Raw genomic sequence first — 18,754 nt, forward strand, 5'->3', positions numbered from 1 at the left:
GCGCGTCAGCGGGCGGCGACGGCTGGATTGGCTGGGTGGGCTGTGGCCTGGCGCTGCAGGCGCGGGTGCAGTGGCGCTCGGTCGAGGACGAGGCCGAGGCGCTCCGGGGAGAAGAGCGAAGGGTCCATGGTCTTGATCTCTTCGGCGACCAGGAGGGGGAAGTCGCTTCGGTCCAGGACATCCCGCTGGAGGTCGACTCCTGGGGCGACCTCGGTGACCATCAGGCCATCGGGGGTGAGCCTGAGGACCGCTCGCTCGGTGATGTAGGTGACCTTCTGGCCGCGCGCGAGGGCTTGCTTGCCGGAGAAGGTCACCTGAGCGACGCGTTCGACGAACTTGGTGTGGGGGCCGTCGGCGCGGATCTCTAGCCTCCCGCCGTCGATGCCGATGTCCCGCCGGCCGGCGGTGAAGGAGCCGATGAAGACGATTTCGGGTGCCGCGGTCGTAATGTCGGCGAAGCCGCCTACCCCGGCGGTGACGTGGCGCCGTTTGGGCAGGTAGTGGACGTTGACGCTGCCGTCGCGGTCGATCTCCAGGAACGACAGGAGCGAGCGATCGAAGCCGCCGCCCTGCAGGAGGGTGAACTGGTCGATGCTGGGCATGATCGCGTCCGGGTTCTGCGAGCAGCCGAACGCGAAGTCCAGCAGGGGCACGCCGCCGACGGCGCCCTGCTCGATGACCCAGCTGATCTCCCTGCCCTGGCCTTCCTCGAGCAGGACGTGCGGGACAAGGGCCGAGACGCCGAAGCCGAGATTGACGATCTCACCGGCGTGCAGCTCGCAGGCGGCGCGGCGGGCCATGATCTTCTCCAGTGAGAAGGCCACCGGTGGCAGGACGGAGAGCGGGCGTCGGAGCTGGCCGGAGATGGCCGGGTCGTTCTGGGTGAGGGTGGTCTGGAGCTGGTCCGCGGCCAGGACGACGGCGTCGACCAGGATGCCGGGGACGCGCACCTCCTGAGGGTGGAGGCTGCCCTCCTCGGCGAGGCGCTTGACCTGGGCGATGACGATTCCGCCGTTGTTGTGGGCGGCGTAGGCGAGGTCGAGGGCGCCGAGCGGAGATCCCTCATCCTCGAAGGTGAGGTTCCCATGCTCGTCCGCCGTCGTGGCCCGGATGATGGCGACGTTGGGGACGATGGAGGGGAAGAAGAGCCATTCTTCGCCCTTGATCTCGGCGAGCTCCACATTCTCGGCCGGGGTCGCGTCGTTCATGCGGCCGCCCTGCTGGCGCGGGTCGACGAAGGTGTCGATCCCGACCTGGGTGAAGACTCCGGGCTGATGAGAGGCGGCCGCGCGGTGCATCTGGTAGACAACGCCGGAGGGGAAGTTGTAGGCCTCGACCTCGCCGCCGGTGATCATCTGCCAGATCCGCGGGGGCTCGGCAGAGGATGGGCCGGAGGGGTAGGACCCCGCGACGACCCGGTGGAGCATACCGGGCTGGGCGATGTGGTCGATGCCCAGGACTCCGTACATGTCCCCTGCGGCGATCGGGTGCACGCTCGTGAGGGAGCGGGGGTGGCCCGTCTCGGCGAAACGCTGGCCAAGCCCGGCGAGGACCGCGTCGGGGCAGCCCAGCGCGCTGGAGGAGCTCACGGTGACGACGTCCCGGTCGTCCACGAGGTCCGCAGCCTGGCGGGCGGTGAGTACTGCGACTTTCTGCATGGCGTTCCTTGTTCTTCTCGTGGGCCCGGTCAGTCGAACCGGACGGTGCGGCCGGTGCGGGCAGATTCTTCGGCGGCGAGGGCGACGCAGAGCGCCAGGACCCCGTCGGCTCCTGTAGCGGTGGGGCGGCCGCGGCGTGCGACGGCGTCGGCGAAGTTGCGGACCACGATGCTGTAGAGGTCCTCTGAACAGTCGACGTCGATCTCGCGTGTGCCGTGGACATCGGTGAGCAGGATCTGGCCCGGGGTGTCCTGGGTCATGGCGTCCAGGACGGTGACGCTGGCCTCGGTCCCGTGCACGGTCAACGAGGTCCGGTTGAACGCGACGGTGAATGCGTCGTGCGTCTGGGCCAGGATCGGCCGGCCATCGGGGCCTTGGTACTCGATGACCGTCATTGCGGCGTCGTGCTGGCCTCCGGCGTTCCAGGCGGCCTGCTGGACCGCGAGGGCAGTTACTGCGGTGGGCCGGCCGAGCAGCGGGTTCAGGACGGAGGCGTCGTGGCAGGTGATGTCGAGCAGAACCCCGCTGCCAGGAACAGAGGAGCCCAGCCGCCACCCGCGCAGGCGCTCGGGCAGCAGGACGGCGTGGTCGACCCGGGCCGCGACGGGTTGGCCGATGGTGCCGGAGGCGACGAAATCCCTCACCTTGCGGTGCAGGGGGTTGCCGGGCAGATGGTGGTTCACGGCCAGGAGAAGGCCTGCATCCTCGGCGGCGCGGACCATCGCTTCGGCGTCCTCGACCCTGAGGGCGAGCGGCTTCTCGCACAGCACGTGCTTGCCTGCGGCGATGGCTGCAAGGGCGTGCCGGAAGTGGCGGTCGTTGGTGGAGGAGATGTAGACGGCGTCGATGTCGGACTCGAGCAGCTCGTCGAGGTCCGAGGTGCCGAAGGCGAGACCGTTCGCGTCGGCGAAGGCGCGCGCCCGCCCGGAATTGCCCGAGGCGACGCCGACGACCTTGTGGCCCTCTCCGCGGAGGGCGCGGATCATGCGGGTCGAGGCGATGTCACTCGCCCCGATCAGTCCCCAGGCGATGGTGTTCACGTGCTGCTCCTTCAGGCTTAGTGTCGGATTGATGTTCGCCAGGAGGCGGTCGAGGCGCGGATGCGGAGGGACGTCGCCAGAGGTGGCGACGGCGCTGGGGGCACCCCGGTGGCGATTGAGTCCAGCAGGCTGAGCCCGGCATCGCGGCCGACCTGGCGGGGGTGCGTGGCCACAGAGGTGAGCGGCGGCTGGAGCAGCTCTGCCAAGGGGACATCGTCGAAACTGGCCACCGCGACGTCGCGCCCCGGCTCGAGTCCGAGTCGGCGGAGCCGGGCGTAGATCCCGATGGCGACTGCGTCGCTGTAGGCGAGCACAACCTCGGGGACCGTGCCGCGGTCGACGGCGGATGCGAAGGCATCGGCCCCGTCGTGCGGATTGTTCCGGCTCGGCACCGCTTGGGAGGGATCGAAGCGGACAGGCGTTCCGGCGAAGCCCTCGGCGAGGCCGGCCAGCCTGTCTTCGCGGGCGCTGGACCCGGCGGGGCCGCCGATCAGGACCGCGGCGGACGCCCCGAGTGCGGCGACATGCTCCGCGATCAGGCGTGCGGCCTGGCGGTTGTCGGCGCCGACGTAGCCGAACTCGGGGGAGATGGACCGGGCGAGCTGGACCACCGGGACCTTCCCCCGGTCGACGATGCGGCTGAGCTGCTCCTTCTCCGAGCCAATAGCCGGCAGCAGGACAATGCCCTCGGCCTGCTGCTCGACCATCGTGGCCAGGTGCTTGTTCTGTTGCTCGACGTCGTCCCGGCTGTAGCCGACAAGCAGGGTGTACCCGGCATCGGCTGCTGCCTCTTCGACTCCCATGGCTAGGTCGGCGAAGTAGGGGTTCCGGATGTCGGTGACCACGAGGCCGAGAGTCTTCGAGCCCTTGCGCCGAAGGCCGGCCGCGTGCCGGTTGTACACGTACCCGAGTGCATCGACTGCTGCTCTGACCCGTGCGCTGGTTGATTCCGGGATGCGGGGGCTGCCCCGCAGGACCAAAGAGGCGGTAGATCGAGACACCCCAGCGTAGGCAGCAACGGTGCCAAGGGTCACATTTGCCACTTGGATACTCGCCTCACTTCCTTGCTGAAGCCGATTTTAGTAGATCGGTGTACTAGAGAGTGTGAGCCACTAGCAGCGGAAATGCAAGGGTAATTTGGTCTTCTTCATGAGGGCGTAGTCGTCCAGATGCCATTTTTGGGATATCTATTGCATCGATCTACCTCGGATGCGTAACCTTGATCACAACGCAGACAGCCGGCGCGGTCAAGCCCGGCAGAACCCAAAGGAGAGTGGTCATGCGTTCACCCCTGAAGATCACCGCTGCCGCCGCAGCCTCGGCGGCTCTGGTGGGCTCCCTCGCGGCCTGTGCCGCGAACGAGCCGGCAAACTCGGGCGCGAGCGGCGGCAAGACCCTGGAGATCACGTCCTGGTGGACGTCGGGCTCCGAAGCGGATGCCCTCGACGTCCTCACGGCGGCGGCCAAGTCCGCCGTCCCGGGACTCAGCATCGACAACGCAGCCGTCTCGGGCGGCGGCGGCGCCAATGCCCGCCAGGCCCTCGCCGCCCGTCTCCAGGCCGGTAGCCCGCCCGACACCTGGCAGCTGCACCCCGCCGGCCAGCTCAAGGCCTACGTCGACGGCGGCCAGGTGGCCGACGTCAGCCAGCTGTGGTCCGACAACGGCTGGGCGTCCAAGCTTCCCAAGGATGTCGCCGAGGCACAGCAGGTCAACGGCAAGTACTACACCGTCCCGATCGGCGTCCACCGCGGCAACGTCCTGTGGACGAACCCGGCGGTCCTGTCCAATGCAGGAGTGACGATCGACCCCAAGGCCGGCGTCGATTCCCTCATCACGGACCTCAAGAAGATCCAGTCCACGGGTACGACGCCCGTCTGCCTTGGCGACAAGGACGTCTTCGCCTCTGCCGAGCTGCTCGAGTCCCTGATCATGGCCCGCACAGGCGCGGACAACTGGAAGAAGCTGTTCACCAACAGCTACTCCTTCGGGGCTCCGGAGGTGAAGCAGGCCCTCAATGACTACGTCACCATCCTCGGCATGGCGAACAAGGACCACTCCGCCCTCACATGGGATGAGGCCGCAAAGAACATGGCCGACGGCAAGTGCGCCGTGAACCTGATGGGCGACTGGGCCTTCGGCGAGCTCCGCAACGCCGGCAAGCAGCCCGGGAAGGACTTCGCATGGGCCACGTTCCCCGGAAAGGAGGAAGTCTTCGACTACGTCGGAGACGGGTTCTCGACCCCGGCATCGAACCTCAAGCATCCTGACGAGGCCAAGGCCTGGCTCAAGACGCTCATGGACCCCAAGGTCCAGACGGACTTCGCGGCAAAGAAGGGATCCATCCCGGCCCGCACCGACGCTGACATCTCATCGCTCTCGCAGTACCAGCAGCAGGCTGCAGCGGCCTTCAAGTCAGTTCCCGTTGTCTCCTCGCTCGCCCACGGCCAGGTGACGACAGCGGAGTTCGCCCAGACCTATTCCGACGCCGTGACTGCCCTGAACGGCGGCGGAAGCATCGACGCGTTCGTCTCGGCCATGGTCCAGGCCCAGTCGAGCCAGCTCAAGTAGCCATTTCCACCCCGGGGCGGGGCAGCACATACTGTCCCGCCCTGCCCAAAGGATTCATGACATGACAGCTCCAGTAATCGACCGCGCCTGGCTCCGGCGCCGTCCGGCCGCCACCATCCCCCACGGCGTCAAGACGTCGAGGCGCGCGCGCCTTATCTTCGCCCCCAGCCTCCTGGTGAGCTTCCTGTTCGTCTACGTCTTCATCGGCATCACCGGCTACATCTCGCTCTCCAACTGGAAGGTCGGGACCTCACCCGACCTGAGCCTCCGTCAGCCCTTCGGCGCCACCTACGGGGAGATCGTCGGAGAGCAGCGGTTCCAGGCCGACTACCGCAACGTCATCATCTTCACGGCGGTGTTCCTCGTCCTCGCGATCGTCGGCGGACTCGTCGCCGCACTCTTCATCCACCACGTGGCGATCGGCAAGAGCCTGTTCCGAACGGTCTTCCTGCTGCCCTACGCCCTCTCGTTCATCGTCACCGGCGTCGTATGGCGCTGGATCTTCGCCCCGTCCACCGGGATCAACGTCTTCCTCAAGGCGATCGGGATCCAGAACCCGCCCGGGTGGACCACCGACCCCAGCATCGTGGGCGCGGTCAACAGCATCGATATCGGCAGCCCGCTGAAGATCCAGCTCGGGATCCCCGTCGCGCTCCTTCCCATCATCTTCGCCGCAGCGTGGCAGCTCGTCGGCTTCGCCATGGCCATGTACCTCGCGGGACTCGCCTCGATCCCCGAGGAACACCTCGAGGCCGCCAGCGTAGACGGCGCCAACGCGTGGCAGCGCCTTCGCCACATCGTGCTTCCCCAGCTGTGGCCCTCGACCATCACCTGCTTCGTGCTCCTCCTGCACGTCGCGCTCAAGATCTTCGACCTCGTCGTCGCCATGTCCGGCTCGGGCCCCGGCTTCGTCACCGACGTGCCCGGTATCTACATCTACAACTACCTCACCAGCCGCTATGACAAGGCCTCCGCCATGGCGCTCATCCTCCTCGGCCTCACGCTGCTGGTCGTCGTCCCCTACCTCATCCGCGGGTACCGCCGCGAGCGAAAGGCCTAGCCATGAGCGTCCAATCCGCCAAGTACGCCTCCAAGTCGGCGATCGGAGTGTCCCGGGTCCGGCGACCGAAGGAAGGCGCAGGGTTCGGCCCGCCCAGAAAGGCTGCGTCGGCCCGCAGGTTCTCCCGGCCAACGACCTGGGGCGGCTGGGCCATCCTTGCAGTCTGCTGCATAGCCGCCGCGTTCATGCTCGTCCCCGTTTACGTCATCATCGCCACTGCGCTGTCGGGGGGCACGAGCGCACCGTCATTCTTCCTCGCCTTCCCCGACAGGCCCAGCCTCGACGCCTTCAAGGGTGCCTGGCAGCAGCTCCACGGATCGCTGATCAACTCCCTCCAGATCACCGTCCCCGCCGCGGCCATCTCGTGCCTCATCGGCTCCCTGAACGGCTACCTTCTCTCGAAGTTCCCGTTCCGCGGATCCAACGCCCTGTTCACGATCCTGTTGGTGGGCATGTTCATCCCGTTCCAGGCCGTCATCATCCCGGTGTTCCAGTTCCTGAACATGCTCCACCTGCAGGGGAGCATCCTCGGGGTGACCATCGTGCACATCATCTACGGCATCCCCATCACGACGCTCATCTTCCGCAACTACTACGAGGGCATCCCGAGCGCGATCGTCGAAGCTGCCGCGATCGACGGTGCGGGGATCTGGAAGACCTTCACACACGTCATGCTCCCGCTCTCGATGCCGGGGTTCGTGGTGGCGGCGATCTTCCAGATCACAAACATCTGGAACGACTTCCTCTTCGGCTTCATCCTCACGTCGCCCGCGGCGTGGCCAGCCACCGTCAGCCTCAACAACATGATCGGCACCACCACCGTCAACTACGCACAGCTCATGGCAGGTGCCGTGCTCGTCGCCGCGCCGACGGTCCTCGTGTACCTCTTCCTCGGCCGGTACTTCGTCAGGGGACTCACGGCGGGATCCGTCAAATGACTGCGCCACCGTTCGCAGGAGCGAGCAGAGTCGTGTGCGTCGGCGAGACCATGGCCGTCCTCGCTCCCACAAGCTCCGTCTCGCTCGAGTTCGCCGAGGAATGCATGCTCGGGATCGGGGGGGCAGAGTCCAACGTGGCTGCACAGCTCGCCGAGCTTGGCCTAACGGCAGTTTGGGCCGGACGCGTCGGATCCGACCCGTTCGGCCAGCGGGTGCTCCGGGTCCTGTCCGAACGAGGCGTGGACGTCTCGCTCGCCGAAGTCGACGCCTCGGCTCCCACGGCCGTCTACTTCAAGGAGCCGGACACCGGCACCGGAGCGCGGACCCTCTACTACCGCGCAGGCTCCGCAGCCTCTCTCATGGGCCCCGAGGCTATCCGTCGGTGGAGTCTCGACTCCGCCCCGTGGGTTCACATCTCAGGCATCACCGCAGCGCTCTCGGCGACGTGCCGCGCACTCTTGGAGGCTGTGCTCGACCAGCGCGCAGCAGCCGGGCTGCCGACGTCATTCGACGTCAACTATCGCCCGGCGCTGTGGGCGCCCGCAGAAGCCGGACCGGTCCTGCTCGAACTGGCGAGCCGGGCCACAGTCGTCCTCGTAGGCCTGGACGAAGCTCAAACCCTATGGGGATGCATGACGGTCGAGGACGTCGCCGAGGTCCTGCCGGAGCCTGGCCACCTCGTCGTGAAGGACGGCGCGGTCGAGGCCATCGAATACGTTCGTCCCTCTGGCGGGCCCAGAGCGGCGTACCGGGTGCCCGCCCGACAGGTGGACGTCGTGGAACCCGTGGGAGCCGGCGACGCGTTCGCCGCTGGCTTTCTCGCTGGCTTTATCTGCGGCACGCACCCAGCAGACAGGCTCAGCCTGGGCCACGCCCTCGCCGCCTGGACCCTCGGCGGCCGAGGCGACTTCAGGCCGGGACACGGTCTCACAGCACCAGGACCGGCCCGCTCCGGGGCCAGCTGACCAAGGAAGCCCATGATCGAAAACACCACTCCGCGCCAGCGGAGACGCGGGGGCACATTGCCTGACCGCGATTCCGTCGTGGCCAGCGGCCGCTGTCGGCCATCACGACGTTGCACCATCGCCTTCGGACCGCCCTCTTGCCAGGCCCGCCCGCGCTGGCGGCCACGTCAGAACTCGATCTCACCGCGGTCAACGAAGGACAAGAAAAATGCCTGTAGAAGAATTTGATTATGTCATCGTCGGGGCTGGCGCCGCAGGGTGCGCTGTAGCCGAACGGCTCGCCGAGGATCCCGGAACGAGGGTCCTGCTCCTGGAAGCAGGAGGACCCGACAAATCGTTCCTGATCCACATTCCTGTCGGATTCACGAAGCTCACCGGCCCCCGCTACAACTGGGGCTTTGAGACAGTCCCGCAGCCCCAGCTGAACAACCGCGAGATGTGGTACCCGCAGGGGCGCACCGTCGGCGGCAGCACATCGATCAACGCGATGATCTACATCCGCGGGAACAAGTACGACTACGAGCGCTGGGCCGGGCTCGGCAACGACCAGTGGGGCTACGAACAGGTGCTGCCGTTCTTCAAGAAGGCAGAGCACAACGAACGGCTCGGAGGCAAGTACCACGGCATCGACGGCGCGATGAACGTCACCGAGCAGGTGCAGCACAACGAGCTCAGCAAGGCGTTCGTGCGCGCCGCGCAGGAACTCGGGCTCCAGATCAACGCCGACTTCAACGGAGTGTCGCAGGATGGCGTCGGCTACTACGACGTGACCCAGCGGAACGCGAGGCGCGAGAGTGCCTCGACCGCATACCTGCGGCGAAATCGCAGACGGGCAAACCTCACGGTCCGCCCCAACAGCCTCGCAACGAAGGTCTTGATCGAGAATGGCCGGGCTACAGGGATCGACTACACCTGCAACGGCCGGCCGCAGACTGTCCGGGCCCGCCGCGAGGTGGTGCTCTCAAGCGGTGCGGTGAACAGCCCCCGCCTGCTCCTGCTCTCGGGAATCGGCCCCGCAGACGAACTGCGGTCGCTGGGGATCCCAGTGGTCCATGACCTGCCGGGTGTGGGCAAGAACTTCCAGGACCACATGGACGTCTATCTGACAGCCGAGACAGCCCCTGTCAGCTACAACCGCTCGGACCGGCCGGTTCCGGCAACGCTTGCGATGATCCAGTACCTGCTGTACAGGACCGGCCCTATCACCGCGTCCGTGTGCGAAGCCGGCATGTTCGTGCGGAGCAGTGAGTCAGTTCCTGCCCCGGACATCCAGATGCACTGTCTGCCCGCGTACGTCATCGACCACGGCCGAATCCGCGTGCCCGGACATGGCATGACGATCAACACGTGCAACCTTCGGCCCAAGAGCGTCGGTTCCGTGACACTACGGTCCTCGGACCCGTCGGTGCCGCCCGCCGTCGACCCGGCATTCCTCACAGACCCCTACGACTGGCAGATCTCTCTGGAAGGCTTCAAATGGGGTCGAGAGATGATGGCGACCAACGCGTACGCACCCTACCTCAAGAAGGAGCACATGCCAGGGGCTCAGGTGCGAACCGACAAGGAGATCCGCGAGTACGTCAAGCAGTGGGCAAAAACGGACTACCACCCTGTGGGCTCATGCAAGATGGGCGCCGACGACATGGCCGTGGTCGACCAGGAGCTCCGGCTACACGGTCTCGACGGTCTGCGGGTGGTGGATGCATCGATCATGCCAACGCTGATCAGCGGCAACACCCAGGCAACGTCGATCATGATCGGCGAAAAAGGCGCCCACCACATCCTTCACGGCGCCTCGGCCTTGGTGAAGTGACAACTGGACAGATCGATGGCTGACGCCGGACCCAGATCCGAGAGCGTCAAGCTGATCAAGGAGACTCATGACTGACGAATGGTTTACCGGCGGGTTCTTTGACGTTCCCGTCATCGCTGTGCTGCGCGGCCTCGACCCCGGGGCCACAGTCGCTTATGCCGAGCGCGCGTGGGCCGCCGGCGTCGAACACGTCGAGGTGCCTATTCAGACCCCGGAGGCCGTCCGAGCCTTGGAAGCCGCAGCGCATGAAGCTGCCTCATGGGGCAAGTACGTCGGTGCCGGGACCGTTACCACTGTCGAACAGCTCGAGGCAGCAGCCCGGGTGGGCGTTTCGTTCACCGTCTCACCCGGGCTGAGCGAGGCCATAGTGCGCGAAAGCGCACGACGGGGCATCCCGCACCTCCCGGGAGTCGCTACGGCTAGTGAGATCATGGCCGCCAGACAGCTGGGACTGACTTGGCTCAAGGCTTTCCCTGCCTCCGAGCTTGGACCGCGGTGGGTCAAAGCCATGCTCGGTCCGTTCCCCGAGGCGAAGTTCGTCGCCACCGGGGGAATGACCCCGCAGAATGCGTCCCAAATGTTCGAGGCAGGTGCCCGCGTCGTCGGGCTCAGTACCGCTTTCGCGTCAGCACAGGGAATGGCGGAGGCCGCGGAGCTAATCGTCCGGGCGAACCAGCCGCACTGATTCTGGCAGGGAATGAGCCTCCGGCCCCTTGGACGTGCCTGCGAACACGGCTGGAGACGACTGTCCTCTCAGGAGGGTCGAGGTATGAAGAGGCGTCGTCAGCAAAGGCTCTGGCGGCGCCTCGCTGTCTTCTATTTGAACTGGCGTCGTGACCCACGGCCTTTGGCCCGGACGGTGGCGACCTGTTGGGGAGTCCCTACTAGTGGACGGCCTGCGTATCAAGTCCGGTCGGATTCCTTGGCTAGGTCAGCGCGCTAGGTAGCGAGTGGCGAGCTGTCCGTTCTGGCACACTCGGTTCATGGAGACTGCCGCTGGTTACAGCTCGACGCAGCTGCAGACACGGTTGGCGTGCTGCGACGCGAGATCGAGACGGGCGTCCTCGACGATAGCGCCCGCTCAGACGCGTTGGAAGCACGTGCCAACGAGACTACAGGCGGGTCACACCCGCTGACGAGACGCTTGTCGACGCGCTCCGCGCGCGGTGGCGAGACGACGCCGAGGCATTCGCTCCGGTCTGGTTCGATGACCCTGTCACTGCTTGAGCCATTTTCGGATCTTGCGAATCTCCCGCGCGGCCTGGTCGCCAAGTCGACTGCCCGCGTCGGTGTGCTTGACCTCCTCGATGTACGGGAGCGCATCGGCCGCGCCGACGACGCGGCGCAGTGCGGACATGGCGTGAAGGCCAACGTCGCCATCGTGGATCAGTTCGAGGAGGGCGGGGCGCACATCCGACGACTTCTTGAATCGCCCGAGCGCCGCCACCGGCATCTGTCGTGCGGTCCCATAAGCGCGATTGAGGCACAGGTCGACCAGGCTTGGCAGCCTGTCCATCGTCGCGGCGCTGCCAAGAGCGTCTCCCAGGTGCCAGGCAGTCGTGGCGTCCTTCTGTGCCCAGTGACGAAATGCCGCAAGCAGTGGATCGAATGCTTGAGGCCGAGCCCATGGCCGTCGCAGGTGACCGGCGACGGCGCTCACCAGGCGAGGCTCCGTCAGACGGGGAAGCGCTGTCAGGAGCACCGGCATCGCTGCCCGTTCGTCGAAGGCTGAGTCGCCGAAGAACTCGACGTTGCTGACGAAGCGTCCGAGTTCGTCGGCCCCGGAGACACCGGCGCGTTCGAGATCTCGACGGAGGGCTTCCCATTCGGAGTCAGGCATACCTGCAGCCTGCCACGAGCTGCACGCAGGGCGTGCTCACGGCGCCTGGACAGCGCGGCCCGCATACCGGGCCTAGGGCTCGGCCGCTTTGCCGGCGCGGAGGAACGCCATCTGGGCGCCGTGCCCGAGCGCTTCCTCGACGGGCGAGGGTGGGCACTCGGGAACAAGCGCGCCGATAGCTCGGCTGCGGGCGCCGAGCAGGTTGACTCCCAGATCGCGCAGGCGATCCATGACGGCGTTCGGGTGCAGGCGGCCGGCGAGCGGGCTCGGGACCAGCCATGCACTGTCGGGCCCGCCGCCTATGCGCAGGTTCGGCCGGGCTACGAGGTAGTCCCTAACGAGCGAAGCGAACGGTTCGGGGAGGTCGGTTGGGTGCGTGCCGAGGACGATGCTCAAGCTGTCTTGCGTCGGATTCGACGTCGTGTGCGAACCCCGAAAACCGTCTGTGGCCTTGGTTGTCGCTACGTTTCTGCAGCTCAGGCCTAGGTTTCGCCTTGTAAGCGGAACAGTAGGCCGGCCGGTGCCGGATGATCCCGCAGGCGGGGACCGCCGAGGACCTTTCGACACCGTGGGGTCAGCGGTCTGCCTCGCGGACTCGCGCCAGTGCGCCTACGCCGAGGTCCTGATCGGCCTCCGCAAAGAATACGCGGTGATCGCCAAGGCAGCCGGCTCAATCGGCTGGGACGTCGACTCTCCGCAGTAGACGCATCGCCCGAGTTTAACGAGGCCATCTGATCCATGGGCCGTCCCGTGTTTGCCCAGTGAGGCGTGCCTGTACTTAGGCGCTCTGATGGTAAACGGCACAGGAACACACGCCAAGGGCTTTGGAGGGCCTCGGCCCACGAGCTTGGAGCTGTCGGGGGCCTGCGAAGGTTTCATTTCCTGTTTGATCAGCGCAGCGGCTGGCAGCTGGGGCAGAACCAGATGTCCCGCTCCCGGGTTTCGCCGATGTGGGTTCCAGTGCCGGGGGTCGGCTCGGCCAGAGTGCTGTGCTCGATCCTCGTGCGGCAGCGGAGGCACGGCTGGCCCGCACGCCCATAGACCCACGTGCTGTTGCGCGGCCCGAATCCGCCCACCGTGTTCCTCGGGCGGGACTTGTTGGCCTCGAGGAGCCGCTTGGCCGTCGCGATGATGCCGGGCAGGTCCGGCACCCGTCCGACCGGCGTCGCCGGGTGGACTCGCCCGAGGAAGCACACCTCGCAGCGGTAGATGTTGCCGATCCCCGCGAGGTTCCGCTGGTCGAGCAACGCGAGGCCGACGGCGCGCTCCGGCTGGCGGCGCACGTTCGCCTCGGCACGGGCCGCGTCCCAATCGGGTCCCAGCAGGTCCGGCCCGAGATGCCCGACGGCGCTGCCCTCCTGCGCTGTCGGGATCACCTCCAGCACACCGAGCGAGAACCCGACGGCGCTCGTGCCGTCTTCGGCCGTGAGCGCGACCCGGGCCGTGTGGCCGGGCTTGCGCCACCGTTGCCCGGCCGCGTAGACCTGCCAGCTACCCTCCATCGAAAGGTGGGAGTGGATGCTGAGGCGCCCGGCGTCGTCGTGCTCTTGCTGCGCGCCGGATCCCGGCGGGGCGAGCCGGTGCAGGAGATGCTTGCCGCGGGAGAGGACCTCGATCACGGTCCAGCCCGCGAGGTCCAGCGTCGCGAAGGAGGGGACACGGAAGTCGCTCGCGGCGAGGCGCTTTCCCGCGAGGGCGGCGTGCATGGCCGTGGCGGCCTGGTAGACGTTGTCACCCTCGGGCATGGACCGCCCCGCACATCGCCTCTGCCCTCACGCCCGTATCCTCACGCCGCGCGGTGTTGAATACGCACCCGTGGAGGTGAGCGCCCGGGCGAGGGGAGTGTCGAGGAGGTCGTGGCCATTGACCTTCTCCATTGCGAGCTTGTCCACCGCCCCGCCGCGCACCACGTCGACGAGAGCACGCGCGGCTGGGGCCAGGACGTCCTCGTCGTCCGTGAAGGCGAGCAGCGTCTTCCCGCCGCGTTCCACGTACAGGGTGAGCGCGCCGTCGACCGTCACGACGAGCGCTCCCGCCTTCCGTCCGGGTCGGTGCCCCGTCGCGGCGCCCGGGACCTCGGGCCACGCGAGCGCGGCGCCGTACGGGTTGGCCGGGTCGGTGGCCGCGAGGGCAAGCGCGCCGTGCGCGGGAGCCTGGCCCGGATCGGTTGAGAGCACATCGTCGCGGGAGAACGTGCGCAGGCGGTCCACGGTGGCGGGGACCGCGAACTGGGCCGCGCCAAGCCTGTCGACGAAGTAGCCGCGCCGGCACACCCCAGACTCCTCGAGCCGTGAGAGGACCTTGTACAGCAGCCCGAATCCGCCAGCGACATTCTCGGCGGTAACCGAGCCGCGGGTGAGCACGCCATAGCGGTCCATGAGCAGCTGGGCGAGAGCGTGCATCCTGACAGTCGTGTCGAGGTCAGTGTGGGGGACCGCGGACCAGCGTCCCACGGCCATCGGGGGCGTCGGGGCCGCGGGCGGTTCGAACCCGCGGCCGCCCAGCCCTCCGAGCCGGCCGGTGCGCGGCGGCCGCCCGTAGCCGTAGGACCGGACCCTCGGGGTCCGCGACGGCTGCCGGTGCGCGGTGTGGCCCGCGTCGAGCATGGCGCGGACGGGGGCGAACGTGTCGCCGGTGAGGCGGCCGGCCCACACGAGGTCCCAGATGGCCTGGATCGCTGCCTCGTCCGAGAGGACCGAGCCCATCTGTCCCGTGCCTGCGGCCCCTGCCTCCGCCACCTGCCGGAAGAAGTACCCTCCGCCCCCGGCGAGGAAGTCGAGGATGCGCTGCTGGGCGTCGTCGGGGGTGAAGTCCGCATCCGGGGCGAGCGTGAGGGCCCCAGAATCGGCCACGTGCAGGCTGATCCAGCCGTCATTCCCCGGGAGCGAGCCAGCACCCGTCCAGAGGATCTCGCCGCTGGCCATGAGTTCGTCCAGGAGCGAGGGCGTGTAGTCCTGAATGCGCGATCGCAGGACGAGCGGCTCCCACGCGCTCGCGGGGATCGGCACGCCGGCGAGCTGGTCGACGACGGTCAGCACGCCGTCGTGCCCCTTGAGGGCGCCGCGCGGGCGCCCCTGTCCGTGGCCGTCCCGCCCGCCGTCCTGAGTCTGGCCGAGGTGCTGCCACGATGCGAGGAACCGGGCGAACGCGCTCTGGTCCACGGGCTCGATGTCGGCCCGCAGGGCCGCGAGCGAGCGGCGCCGGATCTTCCGCAGGACCTCGGCGTCGCACCATTCCTCGGCGGGCGACGGCGCGGCGTCGCCGCCGCGGGGCCGGAAGCTCCCCTCGACGACGCGGCCGTCGGCGGCGAGCCGCCTGAGCGTCGTGTGCACGACGGCGACGCCGAGCCCCAGCCGCGCGGCAGCCTCGCCCGCCGCGAACGGTCCATGGGTGCGCGCGTAGCGCCCGACGAGGTCCCCGAGCGGATCGCCCACGGGCTCGATGAACGCGAGGGGAACGCCGATGGGCAGGGGAACGCCGAGGGCGTCCCGTAGCCGGGAGGCATCCTCGATCGCGGCATACCGTTCGGCGCCCGCAATGTTCACGACAAGGGCCCGCCGGGCAGCGACAAGCTCGTGAAGGTAAGCAGAGACCTCGGTGAGGTGCCCCGAAGCGCCGGAGACGGGGAGGGGGCCGCGGGCGTGGGGGGCGTCCGCGAAGGGGGCGGCGGCCCCCTCCCCGTCGGAGGCGCGAAGCCGCTCCGCGACCTCGTCGACGGACAGCGGCCCGAGCAGCCGCAGCAGGTCCGCGGCGCCCTCGAGCCCCTTGAGCCTGCGGTCCTCGGCGAGCCGCTGCAGTTCGCGCTCGGTCTGCTCGATGACCTTGGGGTCGAGGAGTTCGCTGAGCTCAGCGCGGCCGAGGAGCTCGTTGAGGAGCGTCGAGTCGAGGGAGAGGGCGGCGGCGCGGCGCTCGGCGAGGGGCGAATCGCCCTCGTAGAGGAACTGGGCGACGTACCCGAATAGGAGCGAACGGGCGAACGGGGAGGGCTGCTGGGTGGTCGTCTCGACGAGCCTTAGCTCGCGCCGCTCCATGGCGGCCGCGACCTCGCGGAGCGCGGGGAGGTCGTAGACGTCCTGGAGGCATTCGCGCACTGCCTCGAGGATGATCGGGAACTGGGGGTACTTCTTGGCGACGTCGAGGAGCTGGGAGGAGCGCTGCCGCTGCTGCCACAGCGGCTGCCGTTTGCCGGGGTTCGGGCGGGGCAGGAGGAGCGCGCGGGCGGCGCACTCGCGGAATCGCGCGGCGAACAGGGCGGACCCGCCCACCTCCTCGGTCACGATCCCCTCGAGCTCGTCGGGCTCGAACACGAACAGCTCGGCGCCTGGCGGCTCGTCCTCCATCATGGGAACGCGCAGCACCATCCCGTCGTCCGCGGCCATCGCCGAGCCGTCGAGCCCGTACCGCTCGCTCAGCCGCCGCCCGACGGCGAGGGCCCACGGCGCGTGCACCGGCATCCCGAAGGGGGAGTGCAGCACCACCCGCCAGTCCCCGAGCTCGTCCTGGAACCGTTCGACCACGAGGGTCCGGTCGCTCGGGACGATCGAGGTGGCCTGCTTCTGCTCGTCGAGGTACTGCAGCAGGTTCCCGGTCGCGAAAGCGTCCAGCCCCGCGGCCTTTATGCGCGCCGTCGCCCGTTCCCTGTCCGCGCCCGAGACCTCCCGCTGGAATGCGCCGAGCGCTCGCCCGAGCTCGATGGGCCGGCCGAGGCCGTCCCCCTTCCAGAACGGCAGCTTGCCGGGCTGGCCGAACGCGGGGGAGACGAGGACTCGGTCGTGCGTGATGTCTTCGATCTTCCAGCTCGTCGCGCCGAGGGCGAAGACGTCCCCGACCCGGGACTCGTAGACCATCTCCTCGTCGAGCTCGCCCACGCGGCGCCCACCCTTGGCGGCCTGCGACGCTGCGGACCCGGCGCCGGGCGCCTCCTGCTCGGTACCCACGATGTAGACGCCGAAGAGCCCGCGGTCCGGGATCGTCCCGCCGCTCGTGACGGCCAGCCGCTGCGCCCCCGGTCGGCCTTCGATGGAGCCCTCGGTGCGGTCCCACACGATGCGGGGGCGCAGCTCGGCGAACTCGTCGGAGGGGTACTTGCCGGAGAGGAGGTCGAGGGTCGCGTCGAAGGCGGAGCGCGGCAGGGTCGCGAACGGTGCGGACCGGCGCACGGTATCGAACCACTCCTCGACGTCGATGGGCCCGAGCGCGGTGGCCGCCACGGTCTGCTGTGCGAGGATGTCCAGCGGGTTGGCGGGGATGCGCAGGGCCTCGATCTGGCCCGCGAGCATACGCTCGACCGTGATGGCCGTGTGCACGAGGTCCGCCCGGTGCTTGGGGAACAGGACGCCCTGGCTGACCTCCCCGACCTGGTGCCCCGCGCGTCCGACCCGCTGGAGCCCCGAGGCGACCGAGGGCGGCGACTCGACCTGGATCACGAGGTCCACGAGCCCCATGTCGATGCCGAGCTCGAGGCTGCTCGTCGCGACGACGCAGCGCAGGCGCCCAGTCTTGAGGTCGTCCTCGATCTGAGCGCGCTGCTCCTTCGACACGGAGCCGTGGTGGGCGCGTGCGAGGACCGGGTCCGCGCCAGCGGTCTGGCCAGCCTGCGCCATCATCTCGGCGGGCGTGCGGGTCTGGTTTCGGCTCCGCTCAACCACGGTGGACACGGCGCGGCCCGCGCTCGTGATCCCACGTTCTTCGTCTGGGAGCGGTTCATCCCACACGCTCGGCTGCATCCGCTCGGCGTAGATCTCGTTGAGACGCCCCGTGAGCCGTTCGGCGAGGCGGCGCGAGTTCGAGAACACGATCGTTGAGCGGTTCGCGAGGATGAGGTCAACGATCTTCTCCTCGACGTGCGGCCAGATCGACGCCTGCGGCTGCAGGCCCGACGCCGGCCCCATGTCATGCGCAGCGGCCGCGCCGGCCAGGTCGCTCATGTCTTCGACCGGCACCGTGACGGTGAGCTCCCACGTCTTCGCGGCCGGAGGCGCGACGATCTCGCACGGTGCCTGCCCCGCCAGGAACTGCGCGACCAGCTCGCGCGGCTCCACGGTGGCCGAGAGCCCGATCCGCTGGGCGGGCCTGGCGAGGATCGCGTCGAGCCGCTCGAGCGAGACGGCCAGATGGGCGCCCCGCTTCGTACCGGCAACTGCGTGCACCTCGTCGACGATCACCGTCTCGACCTCGGCCAGGGTCTCACGAGCCTGCGAGGTGAGCATGAGGTACAGCGACTCGGGCGTGGTGATGAGGATGTCCGGCGGGTTCGTCAGGAGCGCGCGCCGGTCCGACGCGGAGGTATCTCCGCTCCTCACCCCGACGCTCACCGCCGGGGCGGGCAGGCCGAGCCGGCGCGCGGTCTGCGAGATGCCGATGAGGGGTGCCCGCAGGTTCCGCTCGACGTCCACGCCGAGGGCTTTGAGGGGGGAGATGTACAGGACTCTGGTGTGGTTCTTGGGCGCACGACGGCGCCGCCCGCCCCGCGCGGCCGTCTCGCCCGCGTCCGGGGCCGCCGGCAGTGCGGTGGCGTCCAGCCCCGGAAGCGCGTCTCCGCGCTCGGCTCCCACCGCATGAGGTGCGCCGGAAGCGCCCGGCGACCCCGCGACGTCGTGCGCCAGGAGCCGGTCGAGGGACCACAGGAACGCCGCGAGCGTCTTGCCGGACCCGGTCGGGGCAACGACGAGCGCATGGCGGCCCGAGGAGATCGCCTCCCACGCGCCCGTCTGAGCGGGCGTGGGCTCCCGGAAGGAGCCGAGGAACCACTCGCGCGTCGCAGCACCGAAACGGTCCATGACCGCTGTGCTGCCCCCGCGGGGCTCTCCGCCCGGTTCCCGAATCACGGCACCATCATCCTCCAACCCACCGACAGTCCTCGGGGGACGGA

The 18,754-nt window shown here is 68.5% G+C and carries 14 protein-coding genes and 1 pseudogene; 7 read left to right on the top strand and 8 right to left on the bottom strand.

Going from position 1 to position 18,754, the window contains the following annotated elements:
* Positions 1–5: 5 nt before the first annotated feature.
* From AB5L97_RS03080 to AB5L97_RS03095, 4 genes and pseudogenes are all read right to left on the bottom strand, one after another.
* Positions 6–1,658 carry an acyl CoA:acetate/3-ketoacid CoA transferase gene (locus AB5L97_RS03080; RefSeq protein WP_369046415.1) on the bottom strand — a complete coding sequence of 551 codons (1,653 nt, stop codon included), beginning with the start codon at positions 1,656–1,658 and terminating at the stop codon, positions 6–8.
* A gap of 29 nt (positions 1,659–1,687) precedes the next feature.
* Positions 1,688–2,698: a Gfo/Idh/MocA family protein gene (locus AB5L97_RS03085; RefSeq protein WP_369046416.1), complete on the bottom strand. Its 1,011-nt coding sequence runs from the start codon at positions 2,696–2,698 to the stop codon at positions 1,688–1,690.
* A 17-nt stretch (positions 2,699–2,715) separates the two neighbouring features.
* Positions 2,716–3,600, bottom strand: coding sequence for a substrate-binding domain-containing protein (locus AB5L97_RS03090; protein WP_369047340.1), 885 nt, complete (start codon positions 3,598–3,600; stop codon positions 2,716–2,718).
* 6 nt (positions 3,601–3,606) lie between these two features.
* A pseudogene (locus tag AB5L97_RS03095) lies at positions 3,607–3,741 on the bottom strand (LacI family DNA-binding transcriptional regulator); the annotation flags it as partial.
* 236 nt (positions 3,742–3,977) lie between these two features.
* On the opposite strand from AB5L97_RS03095, the gene AB5L97_RS03100 reads away from it, so the two are divergent.
* From AB5L97_RS03100 to AB5L97_RS03125, 6 genes are all read left to right on the top strand, one after another.
* Positions 3,978–5,267: an ABC transporter substrate-binding protein gene (locus tag AB5L97_RS03100; RefSeq protein WP_369046417.1), complete on the top strand. Its 1,290-nt coding sequence runs from the start codon at positions 3,978–3,980 to the stop codon at positions 5,265–5,267.
* Between the two features lie 61 nt (positions 5,268–5,328).
* Positions 5,329–6,327, top strand: coding sequence for a carbohydrate ABC transporter permease (locus AB5L97_RS03105; RefSeq protein WP_369046418.1), 999 nt, complete (start codon positions 5,329–5,331; stop codon positions 6,325–6,327).
* 2 nt (positions 6,328–6,329) lie between these two features.
* Positions 6,330–7,265: a carbohydrate ABC transporter permease gene (locus AB5L97_RS03110; RefSeq protein ID WP_369046419.1), complete on the top strand. Its 936-nt coding sequence runs from the start codon at positions 6,330–6,332 to the stop codon at positions 7,263–7,265.
* Entirely contained in the window at positions 7,262–8,230 is a 969-nt protein-coding gene (locus AB5L97_RS03115) for a sugar kinase (RefSeq protein ID WP_369046420.1), read from the top strand. The genes AB5L97_RS03110 and AB5L97_RS03115 overlap by 4 nt, the downstream gene beginning before the upstream one ends.
* A 208-nt stretch (positions 8,231–8,438) precedes the next feature.
* Positions 8,439–10,043: a GMC family oxidoreductase gene (locus AB5L97_RS03120; RefSeq protein ID WP_369046421.1), complete on the top strand. Its 1,605-nt coding sequence runs from the start codon at positions 8,439–8,441 to the stop codon at positions 10,041–10,043.
* Positions 10,044–10,110: 67 nt separating this feature from the next.
* Positions 10,111–10,728 (top strand): bifunctional 4-hydroxy-2-oxoglutarate aldolase/2-dehydro-3-deoxy-phosphogluconate aldolase, encoded by a 618-nt coding sequence (locus AB5L97_RS03125; protein WP_369046422.1) that lies wholly within the window; start codon positions 10,111–10,113, stop codon positions 10,726–10,728.
* Positions 10,729–11,259: 531 nt separating this feature from the next.
* Here AB5L97_RS03125 and AB5L97_RS03130 read toward each other — a convergent pair.
* Together AB5L97_RS03130 and AB5L97_RS03135 are read right to left on the bottom strand one after the other, a co-directional pair.
* On the bottom strand, positions 11,260–11,883 hold the full coding sequence (locus AB5L97_RS03130; RefSeq protein WP_369046423.1) for a hypothetical protein: 624 nt from the start codon (positions 11,881–11,883) through the stop codon (positions 11,260–11,262).
* Between the two features lie 72 nt (positions 11,884–11,955).
* A complete protein-coding gene (locus tag AB5L97_RS03135; protein ID WP_369046424.1) occupies positions 11,956–12,279 on the bottom strand; it encodes a hypothetical protein in 324 nt (107 codons plus the stop codon).
* Between the two features lie 172 nt (positions 12,280–12,451).
* On the opposite strand from AB5L97_RS03135, the gene AB5L97_RS03140 reads away from it, so the two are divergent.
* Complete coding sequence (locus AB5L97_RS03140; RefSeq protein ID WP_369046425.1) at positions 12,452–12,586, top strand: hypothetical protein; 135 nt, start codon at positions 12,452–12,454, stop codon at positions 12,584–12,586.
* A gap of 187 nt (positions 12,587–12,773) precedes the next feature.
* Here AB5L97_RS03140 and AB5L97_RS03145 read toward each other — a convergent pair whose 3' ends face one another.
* Both AB5L97_RS03145 and AB5L97_RS03150 read right to left on the bottom strand, forming a co-directional pair.
* A complete protein-coding gene (locus AB5L97_RS03145; RefSeq protein ID WP_369046426.1) occupies positions 12,774–13,628 on the bottom strand; it encodes a DNA-formamidopyrimidine glycosylase family protein in 855 nt (284 codons plus the stop codon).
* 27 nt (positions 13,629–13,655) lie between these two features.
* Entirely contained in the window at positions 13,656–18,662 is a 5,007-nt protein-coding gene (locus tag AB5L97_RS03150; protein WP_369047341.1) for an Lhr family helicase, read from the bottom strand.
* Positions 18,663–18,754 lie beyond the last annotated feature (92 nt).

Origin of the sequence: Sinomonas sp. P10A9, from assembly GCF_041022165.1 — a bacterium.
GTDB classification, from domain to species: Bacteria; Actinomycetota; Actinomycetes; order Actinomycetales; family Micrococcaceae; genus Sinomonas; species Sinomonas puerhi.